General features: G+C 39.2%; 12 protein-coding genes and 1 pseudogene. 7 read left to right on the top strand and 6 right to left on the bottom strand.

All coding sequences use genetic code 11. The features are described 5' to 3' along the window. The 5 genes and pseudogenes from RM529_RS00610 to RM529_RS00590 form a co-directional block, all read left to right on the top strand. Nucleotides 1-364: pseudogene (locus RM529_RS00610) on the top strand (TonB-dependent receptor); the annotation flags it as partial. 414 nt (nt 365-778) lie between these two features. Further along, nucleotides 779-4654 (top strand): class I tRNA ligase family protein, encoded by a 3876-nt coding sequence (locus RM529_RS00605; protein ID WP_311482802.1) that lies wholly within the window; start codon nt 779-781, stop codon nt 4652-4654. Between the two features lie 4 nt (nt 4655-4658). Next, complete coding sequence (locus tag RM529_RS00600) at nt 4659-5045, top strand: TraR/DksA family transcriptional regulator (protein ID WP_311482801.1); 387 nt, start codon at nt 4659-4661, stop codon at nt 5043-5045. 67 nt (nt 5046-5112) lie between these two features. Further along, on the top strand, nt 5113-5736 hold the full coding sequence (locus RM529_RS00595; protein ID WP_311482800.1) for a DUF4097 family beta strand repeat-containing protein: 624 nt from the start codon (nt 5113-5115) through the stop codon (nt 5734-5736). A gap of 38 nt (nt 5737-5774) precedes the next feature. Then, nucleotides 5775-6386 (top strand): lipoprotein signal peptidase, encoded by a 612-nt coding sequence (locus RM529_RS00590; protein ID WP_311482799.1) that lies wholly within the window; start codon nt 5775-5777, stop codon nt 6384-6386. On the opposite strand, the gene RM529_RS00585 is transcribed toward RM529_RS00590, so the two are convergent. The 6 genes from RM529_RS00585 to RM529_RS00560 are packed head-to-tail and all read right to left on the bottom strand — an operon-like array spanning nt 6383 to nt 11167. Continuing rightward, nucleotides 6383-6802: a response regulator gene (locus RM529_RS00585; protein ID WP_311482798.1), complete on the bottom strand. Its 420-nt coding sequence runs from the start codon at nt 6800-6802 to the stop codon at nt 6383-6385. The two genes, RM529_RS00590 and RM529_RS00585, sit on opposite strands and share 4 nt — an antisense overlap. Before the next feature lie 11 nt (nt 6803-6813). Further along, entirely contained in the window at nt 6814-8265 is a 1452-nt protein-coding gene (locus tag RM529_RS00580; protein ID WP_311482797.1) for a sensor histidine kinase, read from the bottom strand. 56 nt (nt 8266-8321) lie between these two features. Further along, nucleotides 8322-8894 (bottom strand): 5-formyltetrahydrofolate cyclo-ligase, encoded by a 573-nt coding sequence (locus tag RM529_RS00575; protein WP_311482796.1) that lies wholly within the window; start codon nt 8892-8894, stop codon nt 8322-8324. Then, nucleotides 8863-9870: a succinylglutamate desuccinylase/aspartoacylase family protein gene (locus RM529_RS00570; protein WP_311482795.1), complete on the bottom strand. Its 1008-nt coding sequence runs from the start codon at nt 9868-9870 to the stop codon at nt 8863-8865. The genes RM529_RS00575 and RM529_RS00570 overlap by 32 nt, the downstream gene beginning before the upstream one ends. A 3-nt stretch (nt 9871-9873) precedes the next feature. After that, nucleotides 9874-10746: a 30S ribosomal protein S6--L-glutamate ligase gene (gene rimK / locus RM529_RS00565; RefSeq protein WP_311482794.1), complete on the bottom strand. Its 873-nt coding sequence runs from the start codon at nt 10744-10746 to the stop codon at nt 9874-9876. Beyond that, on the bottom strand, nt 10718-11167 hold the full coding sequence (locus tag RM529_RS00560) for an ATP-dependent zinc protease family protein (RefSeq protein WP_311482793.1): 450 nt from the start codon (nt 11165-11167) through the stop codon (nt 10718-10720). The genes rimK and RM529_RS00560 overlap by 29 nt, the downstream gene beginning before the upstream one ends. Before the next feature lie 456 nt (nt 11168-11623). On the opposite strand from RM529_RS00560, the gene RM529_RS00555 reads away from it, so the two are divergent. Further along, nucleotides 11624-12169 carry a gluconate 2-dehydrogenase subunit 3 family protein gene (locus RM529_RS00555; RefSeq protein ID WP_311482792.1) on the top strand — a complete coding sequence of 182 codons (546 nt, stop codon included), beginning with the start codon at nt 11624-11626 and terminating at the stop codon, nt 12167-12169. 2 nt (nt 12170-12171) lie between these two features. Next, nucleotides 12172-13887, top strand: coding sequence for a GMC oxidoreductase (locus tag RM529_RS00550; protein ID WP_311482791.1), 1716 nt, complete (start codon nt 12172-12174; stop codon nt 13885-13887). The last annotated feature ends 87 nt before the right edge of the window (nt 13888-13974 follow it).

Here is a 13974-nt window from a genome sequence, read left to right as displayed (position 1 = left end):
AAAAGAAGGGAACGACTATGTGCCTTTGCGCCATGCCGCGCCCGTTTTTGGAAATACGCACCTTTTATGGCATAAAAAAAGACTGAAACTGGATATTTACGGAGAATATAACGGCGAATTTGAGTTTGAAGACCTGGCACCTTCAGAACAAAGCAAGGAATATCTCTACGCTATAGATGAAAAGGGAAATCCTTATTCTCCCGCCTGGTACACGATCAATTTGGCCGCCCGATACAAATTAAGCGAGCATTGGAACGCGACAGCTTCACTGGAAAATATTACTAATCAGCTTTACAGGACGTATTCTTCAGGAATTTCAGCAGCCGGAAGAAATTTTATTCTGGCTTTGAATTATAGTTTCTAGCTGTTACTGCGAGGTAGCAAAGCAGTCTGCATCTTATAGCTACAAATATTTTTCGAGTGCCTGGAAATGGCAATTTTCGACATAAAGAAATTTATTTGGCTGAAGCTGAAAATGATATCAGGTCGATAATTGCCATTTTTAAGGATCAGCCTTGGGGAGCTTAATTTTTTCAGTAAAGCTTATTCAGCATTAATGTGAGGATCAATTTTCCGGAGGTTTTGAAGTCAGATTTTAATTATTTTAGCTTCAGTAATACAGGTATTTTTCGGTTTTAATATTTAAATCCTGATTTTTCCGGCTTAAAAACCCTTCTGGTCTTTTCAGGTATCGATTCCCGGGATAGGATTTTCTTTTTATGTCTCGCTCTTTTGTCAAAATTGATTAATTTCGCACATCATTCGAAATTTCGACAAAATGAGCAATAAGTTCCCTGAATATAAAGGACTTGACTTACCAAAAGTTGCAGAAGAAACTCTATCCTGGTGGAAAGAGAACAAGATATTTGAAAAAAGTGTGACCTCGCGGGAAGGTGAAGAGCAATTCATTTTCTTTGAAGGCCCGCCGTCGGCAAATGGATTGCCGGGAATTCATCACGTTATGGCCCGTGCGATTAAAGATATTTTTTGCCGCTATAAAACCCAGAAAGGATTTCAGGTGAAACGTAAAGCCGGTTGGGATACCCACGGTTTACCGGTAGAACTTGGTGTTGAAAAAGAACTTGGGATTACCAAAGAAGACATTGGTACAAAAATAAGTGTTGAAAAATACAATGACGCCTGTAAAAATGCAGTAATGCGTTACACCGATGTGTGGAATGACCTTACTGAAAAAATGGGTTACTGGGTAGATATGGACGATCCATATATTACCTATAAATCCAAATACATGGAAACGGTGTGGTGGCTGCTTTCCGAAATTTATAAGAAGGGATTAATTTATAAAGGCTATACCATTCAGCCCTACTCACCAAAGGCGGGTACCGGTTTGAGCTCCCACGAGCTTAACCAGCCGGGAACTTATCAGGATGTCACCGACACCACGGTAACCGCTATGTTTAAAATTATTCCCTCTACTATTAGGCCAGACAAAAAGATGCTCTTTGGGGGGACGGATATAAAACCTTTTGATGAAAAATTAGTAGAGAATGCTTTTTTTATTGCGTGGACAACTACTCCATGGACATTGCCCAGTAATACGGCCCTTACTGTAGGCAAAAATATAACATATGTTTTGGTTAAGACTATTAATCAGTATACAGATAAAGAAGCGTACGTAATATTAGCAAAAGATCTTTTAGGAAAATTATTTCCTAAGCCAAATTTGGGTGCTTTAATTAAAAAATTTAGTAAAGACCCTCTAACCAAAAATCCCAAAGAAAGAGCGCAATCTGTAATAAAAGAATATGAAGATCGTATAATAAAGGAATTTAAAGGGAAAGATCTTGTAGGGATAAAATATGAGCAGTTATTGCCTTATGCCCAGCCATATAACAATCCTGAAAATGCTTTTAGAGTAATTTCAGGAGACTTTGTAACTACAGAAGATGGTACGGGAATCGTACACACGTCACCTACCTTTGGTGCAGATGATGCGCTGGTTGCGAAGCAGGCAACGCCGGAAGTTCCACCATTGCTGGTTAAAGACGAAAATGATAATCTGGTTCCGCTTGTAGATTTGCAGGGAAAATTCAGAAAGGAACTTGGAGAGTTTGCCGGAAAATATGTGAAGAACGAATATTATGACGAAGGAGAAGCTCCGGAGAAATCTGTAGATGTTGAAATCGCGATAAAACTGAAAGAAGAAAATCGTGCCTTTAAAGTTGAAAAATATGTGCACAGTTATCCAAATTGCTGGAGAACAGATCGCCCTATTCTTTATTACCCATTAGATTCCTGGTTTATAAAAGTAACAGATGTTAAGGACCGGATGCATGAATTGAATCTCGGCATCAACTGGAAACCAAAAGCTACGGGAGAAGGGCGTTTTGGAAACTGGCTGGCGAATGCCAACGACTGGAACTTGTCCAGAAGCAGGTATTGGGGAATTCCGTTGCCAATCTGGAGAACAGAAGATGGACGGGAAGAAAAAATAATCGGTTCTATTGCACAGCTAAAGGAAGAAATGGGCAAAGCTGTGGCGGCTGGCGTGATGGACAAGGATATTTTTGAAGGTTTTGAGCCGGGAAATATGAGTGATGAGAACTACGAGCAGGTAGACCTTCATAAAAATGTGGTAGACGGGATTACACTTATTTCTGAAAGTGGTAAGCCTATGAAAAGGGAGGCAGATCTTATAGATGTGTGGTTCGATTCCGGTTCTATGCCTTATTCCCAGTGGCATTATCCGTTCGAAATGCCCCCTAAATCCCCCAAAGGGGGACAAACCATCCCTAAATATCAAACCGCCAGGAAATCTTCTTATCATCTTTTAAAAGAGAAAGCTGAAGAGCGAAAAAACAACCCCACTGATGCTGAAAAAATCTTATGGGAAGGTTTAAAAGGAAAAAAACTGGCTGGCTATAAATTTAGAAGGGAACATATAATTGATGAATATATTGTTGATTTTGTTTGTTTAGCTAAAGGTTTAATTATAGAAGTTGATGGCGGGTATCACAATGATCCCAAAATTCGAGAAAATGACGATTTCCGAAGCAAATATTTAAAGGACAATTTTAATTATTCTGTAATTCGTTTTACTAACGAGGAAGTAATCGGGAATCTTGAAGTAGTTCTTGATCAAATTGAAGAAGCACTTATCAAATCTCCCCTTAGGGGCCAGGGGGCTTTTAAGGCAGATTTTATTGCTGAAGGGGTAGACCAGACACGTGGTTGGTTCTACACGCTCCATGCCATAGCAACCATGATATTTGATGATGTTGCTTATAAAAACGTAGTTTCTAACGGACTTGTTTTAGACAAAAACGGACAAAAAATGTCCAAACGTTTAGGCAATGCGGTAGATCCTTTCGAAACTTTGGCGGCTTTTGGTCCCGATGCGACCAGGTGGTACATGATTTCCAATGCCAATCCATGGGATAATCTAAAATTTGATATTGAAGGAATTGGAGAAGTACAACGTAAATTCTTCGGAACACTTTACAATACCTATTCTTTCTTTACGCTATATGCCAACATCGATACTTTCACTTATGCTGAAGATGAAATTGCACTGGAAGAAAGACCGGAAATAGATCGCTGGATACTTTCAGAATTGCATACGCTTATCCAGAACGTCGATAAATTTTATGCCGATTATGAGCCTACAAGGGCTACACGGGCAATTTCAGAATTTGTTCAGGAAAATCTTAGCAACTGGTTTGTACGCCTAAGCAGGAGAAGGTTCTGGAAGGGAGATTATGAGCAAGATAAAATTTCAGCATACCAAACTCTTTATACCTGTCTTGAAACAGTGGCGAAGTTAGGTGCTCCGGTTGCTCCATTCTATATGGATAAACTTTACAAAGATTTAAACAAGGCAACCAATAAGGAAAGATTCGAATCTGTACATTTGGCTCAGTTTCCGCAGTTTGAGGAAAAGTTTGTTGATAAGTCTTTAGAACGAAAAATGGAGAAGGCACAAATCATTTCTTCCCTGGTACTTTCGCTTAGAAAAAAGGAAATGATAAAAGTGAGGCAGCCTTTGCAAAGAGTAATGATACCGGTACTGGACGAGCGGCAGAAGGAAGAAATCCTCGCGGTTCAGGATCTGATAAAATCTGAAGTTAATGTAAAGGAACTGGAGCTTATAGATGATGCTTCAGGCATACTGGTGAAGCAGGTAAAACCAAATTTTCGTGTACTTGGGCCGAGATTTGGAAAAGATATTAAACTGATTGTTAGCAAGATAAGTCAATTCACTTCTGAAGAGATAGCGCAGGTGGAGCGTGCGGGCAGTATTGACATTGAAGTTAATGAAAAAATGATTAATTTGGCAATCGATGAGCTGGAAATAACCTCGCAGGATATTGAAGGTTGGACGGTAGCCAGTAGTGGTAACATTACGGTAGCCCTTGATGTAAGTATTTCTCCGGAATTGAAGAAGGAAGGAGTTGCCCGGGAACTAATTAACCGTATCCAGAATATGCGTAAAGATTCTGGTTTTGAAGTAACAGATACAATTAACGTGACCCTACAAAAGGACGGCATAGTCGAGGATGCCGTTAATGAAAATATAACTTATATTAAAAATGAAACATTAACTGCAAATCTCGAGTTTGCAGATGTGCTTGAAGAGGGTTCTCCTGTAGAATTTGATGAAATAAGCACAAAATTGTTTATTAAAAAACATTAAACCTATGTCTACAACAGATATTAAAGAGAGGTACAGCGATGCAGATTTGGCGGAGTTTAAGGCTCTAATCCAGAAAAAGATTGCTAAGGCCCAGGAGCAACTGGAGATCTATCAAAATGCCTACAAGAATGATGGAAACAATGGGACCGATGATACCTCTCCTACATTTAAAGCGTTTGAAGAGGGAAGTGAAACCATGAGTAAAGAAGCTAATTCCCAGCTTGCCATTCGTCAGGAGAAATTTATAAGGGATCTAAAAAATGCTTTAACGCGTATCGAGAACAAAACTTATGGGATATGCCGTGTCACTGGAAAACTTATCGCAAAAGAGCGTCTTTTGCTTGTGCCACATGCGACACTAAGCATAGAAGCTAAAAATCTACAGCGGTAACAAACCGTTCTAAAATTATGAAGAACGCTCCTGTTGATAGTAACATGGAGCGTTTTTGATTTTTGTGATGAGGGTAATTTTTTTAGTTATATGGTTTTTTCTCGGAATTTTCTTGGGCAGTGCTCAGAAGGAGACCCGTGAAGTTTTGGATGCCAGCGACATTCGAAAAATTGAAATCTATGCCGATGAGGTACATAAAATAAGCCTGAGCACCGTTAAATCGGAAAAAGTAATTATTTCCACGCATTCTGAAGGAGAGTATTACAACGATATCTCCCTTGTTACCCAGGAAGAGGAGCACAACTTAAAACTGACCACCAGGTATCCTGATGCCTTAACCGGAGGGTATGATAAGCTTAGTGCACACAAGGTAATTTCTATGGAAATAGAACTACAGGTTCCCGAAAATATTCAGGTGTATGTTAGTTCAAATCTGGCCTCGGTAGTAGCCAGGGGAATCTATGAGAATTTTTATGCAGATTTAAAAAGTGGCTACTGCAGGCTTTCCCCTTTTATTGGAAATGCTATTGTAAATACCTACAAAGGAAATATTTATGTAGAGACGACATTTGCCAATATAGAAGCGGAATCGCGAAATGGAGAGGTGCGTGTCCCGAAAGAAATGCAAGGAGCTAACCTTCTAAAACTGAAATCTATTAATGGGGATATTAGTGTCTTTAAAACTAAATAATATTAGTATTTTTGGTTCGTTTTTAACTTAAACTATTCATGTCTCTAAAAAAAGCCGGCTTAATTATTTTTCTGGTACTGTTAATAGACCAGATCTCCAAGATCTATATCAAAACAAATTTTACTTTAGGGCAGGAACTTCCGGTACTGGACTGGTTTAGCATTCTTTTTGTCGAAAACGAAGGAATGGCCTGGGGAACTAAAATCCCCGGTACTTATGGAAAACTAATTTTAACTTTATTCCGGTTGGTTGCCATTTTCGGTATTGGTTACTGGCTGTGGGATTCTGTTCGTAAAAATGCTTCCAGAATTCTCATCACCTCCATTGCATTTATCTTTGCCGGGGCAATGGGAAACATTATAGATTCTGTTTTCTACGGAATTGTTTTTGAGGATAGCTATGGCCAGGTAGCACAATTTATGCCGGAAGGAGGGGGATACAGTACCCTTTTTCATGGAAAAGTTGTAGACATGCTTTATTTTCCTTTGTATGAAGGTTATTTGCCGGAGTGGATACCTTTTTGGGGTGGAAATTACTTCACCTTTTTTGAGCCTGTCTTTAATATTGCAGATAGCGCAATAAGCATTGGGGTAATTCTTCTGCTTATCTTCAATAAAAGAGCTTTCCCAAAGCACGAAGAAGAAAACTAAGCGGCAGGTACCTGCCTTCCAAAGATTTTTTCAAACTTTTTAAGCTCTATTGGTTTAATAAGATAATCAGTTACCATATTAATGGATTTTGCCCTCTCTAAATCTCTTGGATCTATAGAAGAACTCACTACATAAAGGGTAACTTTCTTCTTAAAGTTATTCTTAATTTTCACAAATTCATTCAGAAATTCCCAACCATCCATCACTGGCATGTTTAAATCAAGAAATATAATTTCGGGAAGCCGGTCCTCAGTCATACCGTTAAGGATGTATTTAAAATAATCCAGGGCTTCTTTCCCGTTTTTATAAATCAAAAGATTTTCTGAAAGTTGTTTAATTTCAATGATTTTTTTTACCAGGTTCACGTATATCTTATCATCATCGATAATACATGCCAGCTCTACTTTTTGCCCCATAATAAATAGCTCTAAAACATTATTTTAAAAGTGGTCCCGATACCCACTGTGCTCATAACAGAAATAGAACCTCCCAATGCCTCCACCTGATTTTTAGTGATAAACAGTCCAATTCCCTTTGCGTCTGGATTTTGATGAAAGGTCTTGTACATCCCAAACATCTTATCCCCATGTTGATCGAGATCTATGCCTATACCATTGTCGCTAATTTCCATAAATTCCTTTCCGTTAGAAACATAAGTCTGAATATAAATAACCGGTCTTCTGCCCTGTTGTTTATATTTAATGGCATTTGTAACTAAATTTAGTAAAATACTTTCAAGATACTCAGGGATATACAAGATTTCTTTTAGGGAATTAAATTCAGCGACGATTTTTGCATTTTCCCGATTAATTAAGGAAGAAATAGATGCTAGGACAAAATCCAGAGCATCATCAAACTTCACTTTTACCTTTTCCTTGGCTAAAGTTGTTTGGATACTTACCACGTCGTTGAGATGAGCAATTGCTGTATCCAGGTTTTCTGAAATATAGTTAACGTTGTCGAGTAAATCCAGCTTATCCTTATCTGTATCTGCTTCCTTTAAGAGTTCTACGACAAGGCTTAGGTTGCTACTGTGGGATCTAAGGTTATGAGATACAATATGCGCAAAGTTAAAAAGACGGGAATTTTGGGCGGCAATAATGTCCAGGGAATTCTGAAGATTGATGTCGTTGGTCTTATTTTCGTCGATATCCTGGAAAACACCCCTTATCCCAATTATTTGCTGGTCCTGGTTGTAGACCGGCTTCCCCGTGGCGCGTATCCAAAATTCCCTGTTATAAAGGGTTAGCATTTTGAGCTCGATTTTAAATGGAATCCCGTATAGTTCACATTTATTAAAAGCAGCATTTATTATATGATGATGCTCCGGGGCATAAAACTTTAATCTTTCCGCGTATTCGGGGTTAAAGTCCTGGGGGCAATCCATAATTCTCTTGGTCACATTGTCCCAGTAGATATTCTTATCCACAATATCTACATACCATCCACCTGTAGAAGTCATTTCTGCAGTTTCCCTGTAATAGAAGAAGTTTTCTTCTATAGTATACTGGTCACGTTTGCTCTGGTGGATGTTTACAAAGAGTAATACCGCTGTTTCCCGTAAGCTCTTGTCTTTATTTTTAAGGTTTCTGCATTCAAACCATCGATATTTGCCATTTTCGAGGCGCATCCTTATTTCGAAGCTGAAAGTCTCATTTTCCTGTATTAGTTTTTCAAAATTTACTCTGAAGTCGTAGCGATAGTCTGGGTGGAGAATTTCCTGAACAAAAAATTCATAAGAATCATTTGTAGCGTTTGGATCGCCAATTAGAGTAGTAAAATGATCAGACCAGTGGATATTTTTGCTAAAAAGGTCTATTTTCCAATAAGCTATATCAAAATCCTCGAGGATACTATTTAGCTGGAGATCATTGAGCATTAACCGGGGAATATTTAGATAAAAATAGGCTAATGTGAATTGTCCTACAAATAATTTTAACTTTTATTAAAGCTGTAGGTGTATTTAGGTGTGACACAGTAGTCTAACGGGACGTCTGACTGGTAGATGTCTTCAATTTCTTCTTCGGCTTCAAAAAATGAGAGTCCAATTTTAAGAACATCTGCCCTACACCCTGCCAAAAACTGATCATAAAAACCTTTTCCGTAGCCCACGCGGTGTCCCCATTGGTCAAAAGCGAGAAGCGGGATAAAGACAACTTCAATTTTCCCTGTGTCTATTTCAATCCCATCCTGTGGTTCCGGGATATTCCAGCGATTCTTTTTTATAACCGTAGTATCTGTTAAAAGGTAATTAACCAGTTTATTGGTAGGAGCATCGGTTTTTGGCAGTACTACATTTTTGTCTTTTCCCTGTAAAATATGGAGGATAGGTTCTGTGTTAACTTCCTTTTGCTCTGCTATACTAAGAAAAAGATGATAAAAGCTGTAGTCCCAGATAGGCAATTCTAGTAGTTGATTGGCTATTTGCAGGCTTAGATCTTCTATGGTTTCTACAGACAAATCCAGTCTTAGCTCCTTATATTTCGCTCTCAGAAAACTCTTCTTCATTTCTCTTTTTTGGTAGTGAAATATGAAAAACAGCATCTCCCTGGTAAACTATTGGAGACTCGTTTACATTAATTACATAACCTTCATTTGCAGACTTTATTTTATGCCTGAATTTGCCATAAGGGTCGGTAATGGTAGCGATAAATTCCCCCTTTTCAACATGTTTGCCACATGGGATTTTCACGTGTAGAAGTCCGCTGTACTTGGCACGCATCCAAAAAGTATTTTCGATAATAACCGTTTCTGTAATCGAATCGGGATAATCAAATTTTGGATTTAGCATGTCCAGGTGACTTAGAATTCGTGTGGCGCCATCCACTCCATGCCTTGCGATTTCTTTATTGCTGTTGGCAGATTTTCCACCTTCAAAAAGCAGAACCGGAATTCCCAGTTTTGAACAGGTTTCTCTGTAAGACTTTGTTATTGTCTTGGAATTAATGGTAAATGGGGCATTAAAAATATGAGCATACTTAAGGCTTTCCTCGTCCCCCTTCTTTATTCTTATTTGTGGTGCATTAAATCTACTTGCTCCCCCTGTATGGAAATCAAGGCAAAAATCGGCGATAGGAAGAATCTTTTTTACAAACTGATAAGCGAACCTACTGGCCAGAGAGCCGTGTTTGGTGCCGGGGAAAACCCGGTTCAGGTCCCGACCATCGGGAAATTCTCTTGTGAGCGTAAGAAAACCGAAGATATTGACAACTGGAATGCAAATTATCGTACCTCTCTGAGGCCTATTAATTCCTTTGGAAATAATTTGGCGTACAATCTCTACCCCGTTTATCTCATCCCCATGAATACCTGCTGTGAGCAATACAACCGGCCCTGGTTTTTTTGAGCGTTCAATGATAACCGGCACTTCCACAGATGTGGTGGTGTAGAGCTTGGCCATGTTAAAATTAATTGTTGCACTCTTACCCGGTGGAATTCTTTTTCCCAGTATTTCCAGGACATTGTCCTTATCTATTTGTGGCATAAATTATACATTTCGCTCTATGTACCTAATTATGGTTTTGGCTATGTCCTTTCCTGTGGCAGCTTCAATGCCTTCAAGACCTGGAGAGGAATTTACTTCCAGGATAAGAGGGCCCCTGGCGCTCTGCAGCATATCAACACCCGCAACTCCAAGGCTCATTGCTTTTGCGGCTTTAATGGCGGCATTCTCCTCTTCGTCTGAAAGTTCAATGATTTCAGCCGATCCCCCCCGGTGTAGGTTGGAACGAAATTCCCCTTCTTTTCCCTGGCGTTTCATGGCACCAACCACATGCCCGTCTACCACAAAAGCACGAATATCGGCCCCGCCGGCTTCCTTAATAAATTCCTGAACGATAACCCTTGCCTGCAACCCATTAAAAGCTTCAATAACAGATTCGGCTGCATTATCTGTTTCTGCAAGAACAACTCCAAGCCCCTGTGTTCCTTCCAGTAGTTTTATGATGAGCGGTGCACCACCAACGTGTTCTATAACTTCCTTAACATCTTTAGAATAGTTTGTAAAGACGGTTTTAGGTAATCCCAGCCTGGCACGGGAAAGGATTTGCAGGCTCCTTAATTTGTCCCGGCTTCTTACAAGGGCCTGAGATTCTGTAGTAGTAAAAACACCCATCATCTCAAATTGCCTTACCACGGCAGTTCCAAAGAAAGTAACCGAAGCTCCGATTCTTGGAATCACAGCGTCTGCTCCTTCAATAGCTTTTCCTTTGTAAAATATGGTGGGTTTCTTTTTTTCAATAACAAGATCGCACTTTACGGGATCTATAACTTCAACCTCATGATCACGTTTTCTGGCAGCTTCCACCAGGCGTTTGGTTGAGTAAAGGTTGCTATTTCTGGATAGGATTTTTAGATTCATTTTCTTTCTGATTATTAGAGACGTTTGTTAGTTCTGTATCGACTATAAATTTTTTGGTGAGAAATTTTCTCCCGATAAGAACCGGAAATCGCATTTCCTGACGCGAGGACAAAGAAAGGGAAATTTTAAAAACCTTATTAAAAAGTTTAATATTGGATTGTACCTGATATCTCTTTTGAATAATACCGTTACTACTACGTACAAAGACAATATCATAATCGTCGAATATAATTTCTTTGCCGTTGTACAAAGGATGCTCTTCATCAAGAAAAGAGCAGTAGAGTTTTTCGTCCTTTTCTTCAATATTTTCGCAGTGTATAGAAGAAGTATAGGCGCCGGTATCAATTTTTATCGCAATGTCGTATAACTTAAGGGCCGGGAAATCAGCTTTGTCAAACCTGCCTATCACTATTTTCTCCATATTGCAAGATAATAAAATAGCCTGCCTTTCTTCTTAAGGAATTCTGAAAATAGTTTTTTGTAAAAGTTTGGAAGGAATCAGCGTTATAACTCCCGGGTACTTTTTTTAAGTTCAAATAGAAGTTCAGAAATTTTTACTTCGGAAAAAGTTCTGTTAGAAGAATGTCAGTATAGGCTGAAGTTAAATTTCCGGCTGGTACGGTTTGTGTGCAAAGTAAATTGAAATTGCAGCACACTACTTCAGAAATTATAATTGTTAATGTCGTGGTAATTAACTGAAGAAGCCTTTAAAATTTTATTTTTGCAATTACAGTTTGAACTTTAACTTTATCTTCACAACCTGTTGAGGGCATGAAGAAGAACAGCGTTTAAGCATCAATGAATTATTATACGGTTAATTTTCTGACACCAGAAATTTTACTAAAAAAGTACGACTTATACCTTATAAATAACAAAAATGAAGAGAAGAGACCTCATTAAAACCCTTGGAATATCTGCAGTAGGACTGGCGACAGTGCCTTTTTGGATCGATTCCTGGACAGCGGAGGAACTACCCGAAGCAAACGGCGATATAAACGACGATCAAAAGCTAATGTTGGCAGGAATGGTAGATACCATTATCCCTGCTACAGATACACCCGGAGCCAAAGAACTTGAAGTAGATCGCTTTGTGCTTGTGATGGTAAATGACTGTTTTGAAAAAGAAGTTCAAAAGGAATTTGCGGCGGGTTTTAATAGTGTAGACGAGGCTAGTAAAGACCAATATGGAAAAGCTTTTGTAGAACTTTCGGGTGCAGAAAGGCACGAAATTTTAAACAAAATGCTGGCAACAGAGAAATCATCAGATAAAAAGATCAGTTTTGTTCCTTTTGTAAAAGATCTAACCATAGCAGGTTATACTACCTCTAAATATGTTTTGGAAAATATCCTGGATTATGAGCAGGTACCTTCAAGGTGGGATGGAAGTTTTCCGGTTAATCAAGAAAAATATTACAACGCATAATTATGGCATACTTTAATATAGATGGAGTAGAAGAAAGAACTTATGATGCAATTGTTATTGGCTCTGGCATTAGTGGGGGATGGGCAGCTAAGGAATTAACTGAAAAAGGGCTGCGCACCTTGGTTCTGGACCGTGGTAAAGATGTAAAACATGTGGTAGATTACCCTACTACCAGCTTACATCCATGGGAAATGGATCATAGGGGAACGCTGCCACTTGAAGTAAAAAAAGAAAATCCTATTGTAAGTAAATGCTATGCCTTTAAAGAAGACGCATCCCATTTTTTCTCTAAGGACGATGAACATCCTTATGTACAGGAAAAACCTTTCGACTGGATAAAAGGATACCAGGTTGGTGGAAAATCATTACTCTGGGCAAGACAGGTACAGCGCTGGAGCGATTTCGATTTTGAAGGACCTGCAAGGGATGGCTTTGCTGTAGACTGGCCAATACGCTATAAAGATTTGGCTCCCTGGTACAGCTACGTTGAAAAATTTGCCGGAATATCCGGGAATAAAGATGGACTTCCCGAATTACCTGATGGTGAATTTTTACCACCGTACGAACTGACAAAAGTAGAAAAGTACTTTAAAGAAAAGGTAGCGGAAAAATATGGTGATCGTCACGTGATTGTTGCACGCTGCGCACACCTTTCAGAACAAAAAGATATCCATAAACAACAGGGGCGGGTACAGTGCCAGAACAGGGTATTGTGCCAGAGGGGTTGTCCTTACGGAGGCTACTTTAGTAGTAATTCTTCAACTTTACCGTGGGCCGAGAAAACTGGAAACCTCACCTTAAAACCTGATTCTGTTGTAGAATCGCTTATCTACGATGAAGAAAAAGAAAAGGTTACAGGTGTACGCGTAATTGATGCTCACACCAAGGAAGTTACAGAGTATTTTTCAAAGATTGTTTTTGTAAATGCGGCGGCTGCAAACACGAACCTTATCTTGCTTAATTCCAAATCAAAACGTTTTCCCAACGGTCTTGGGAATGACAACGGACTTCTTGGTAAGTATTTTGCTTTTCATAATTACAGGGCCCGGGCGACTGCAGAATACGATGGTTTTACAGATTTTACTACAGATGGAAAAAGGCCTACCAGTGGATATATTCCAAGGTTCAGAAATATTCATAAGCAGGAAACCAACTTCTTAAGGGGGTATGCTGCAGGTGTTAGTACTTACCGTAGTGAATATACCAGCGAGGATGGATTAGGAGTAGCTTTAAAAGAAAACCTTGCCAAACCAAAGCTAGGGCCATGGAGGATTGGAAGCCATATGATGGGCGAGACGATTCCCAAAGAGAGCAACCTTATTAGCCTTAACAATAGTAAGAAGGATGAATGGGGAATCCCGCTGCTCAATTTTGATGTAGCGTATGATGATAATGATGAAAAGATGATCGAGGATTATTTTGAACAGATCACCGAAATGTTTGAAAGCGCCGGATTTACAAATATCCGCACCAGCGATTCCAAACAGGCTCCCGGACTGGATATCCACGAAATGGGCGGCGTTCGTATGGGTAAAGACCCAAAAACCTCTTTGTTGAATGAGTGGAACCAGTTGCACACTTCTAAAAATGTTTTTGTGACAGATGGTGCCTGTATGACTTCAACAGGTACTCAAAATCCATCTTTAACCTATATGGCACTTACCGCCAGGGCAGTGGATTATGCTGTTAAAGAATTGAAGAACGGAAATATTTCGTAGGCTGAAAGGACGATTTATTAAGAGAAAAACCATCGGTAGTAGCTGCAAACCGGTGGTTTTTCTGTTTTAAATTTTAAAATTCACGGC

It is taken from the genome of Autumnicola edwardsiae, from assembly GCF_031846505.1.
GTDB lineage: Bacteria > Bacteroidota > Bacteroidia > Flavobacteriales > Flavobacteriaceae > Autumnicola > Autumnicola edwardsiae.
The sequence above is the reverse complement of the archived record's forward strand: the minus strand, read 5'-3'. Positions and strand labels throughout refer to the sequence as shown.

Excerpts from the sequence above, each read along its gene's own strand:
- RM529_RS00590 (WP_311482799.1), top strand. The coding sequence starts at position 5,775 with ATGTCTCTAAAAAAAGCCGGCTTAATTATTTTTCTGGTACTGTTAATA.
- RM529_RS00585 (WP_311482798.1), bottom strand. The coding sequence starts at position 6,802 with ATGGGGCAAAAAGTAGAGCTGGCATGTATTATCGATGATGATAAGATA.
- RM529_RS00580 (WP_311482797.1), bottom strand. The coding sequence starts at position 8,265 with ATGCTCAATGATCTCCAGCTAAATAGTATCCTCGAGGATTTTGATATA.
- RM529_RS00560 (WP_311482793.1), bottom strand. The coding sequence starts at position 11,167 with ATGGAGAAAATAGTGATAGGCAGGTTTGACAAAGCTGATTTCCCGGCC.
- RM529_RS00600 (WP_311482801.1), top strand. The coding sequence starts at position 4,659 with ATGTCTACAACAGATATTAAAGAGAGGTACAGCGATGCAGATTTGGCG.
- RM529_RS00550 (WP_311482791.1), top strand. The coding sequence starts at position 12,172 with ATGGCATACTTTAATATAGATGGAGTAGAAGAAAGAACTTATGATGCA.
- RM529_RS00595 (WP_311482800.1), top strand. The coding sequence starts at position 5,113 with ATGAGGGTAATTTTTTTAGTTATATGGTTTTTTCTCGGAATTTTCTTG.
- RM529_RS00570 (WP_311482795.1), bottom strand. The coding sequence starts at position 9,870 with ATGCCACAAATAGATAAGGACAATGTCCTGGAAATACTGGGAAAAAGA.
- rimK (WP_311482794.1), bottom strand. The coding sequence starts at position 10,746 with ATGAATCTAAAAATCCTATCCAGAAATAGCAACCTTTACTCAACCAAA.
- RM529_RS00575 (WP_311482796.1), bottom strand. The coding sequence starts at position 8,894 with ATGAAGAAGAGTTTTCTGAGAGCGAAATATAAGGAGCTAAGACTGGAT.
- RM529_RS00555 (WP_311482792.1), top strand. The coding sequence starts at position 11,624 with ATGAAGAGAAGAGACCTCATTAAAACCCTTGGAATATCTGCAGTAGGA.
- RM529_RS00605 (WP_311482802.1), top strand. The coding sequence starts at position 779 with ATGAGCAATAAGTTCCCTGAATATAAAGGACTTGACTTACCAAAAGTT.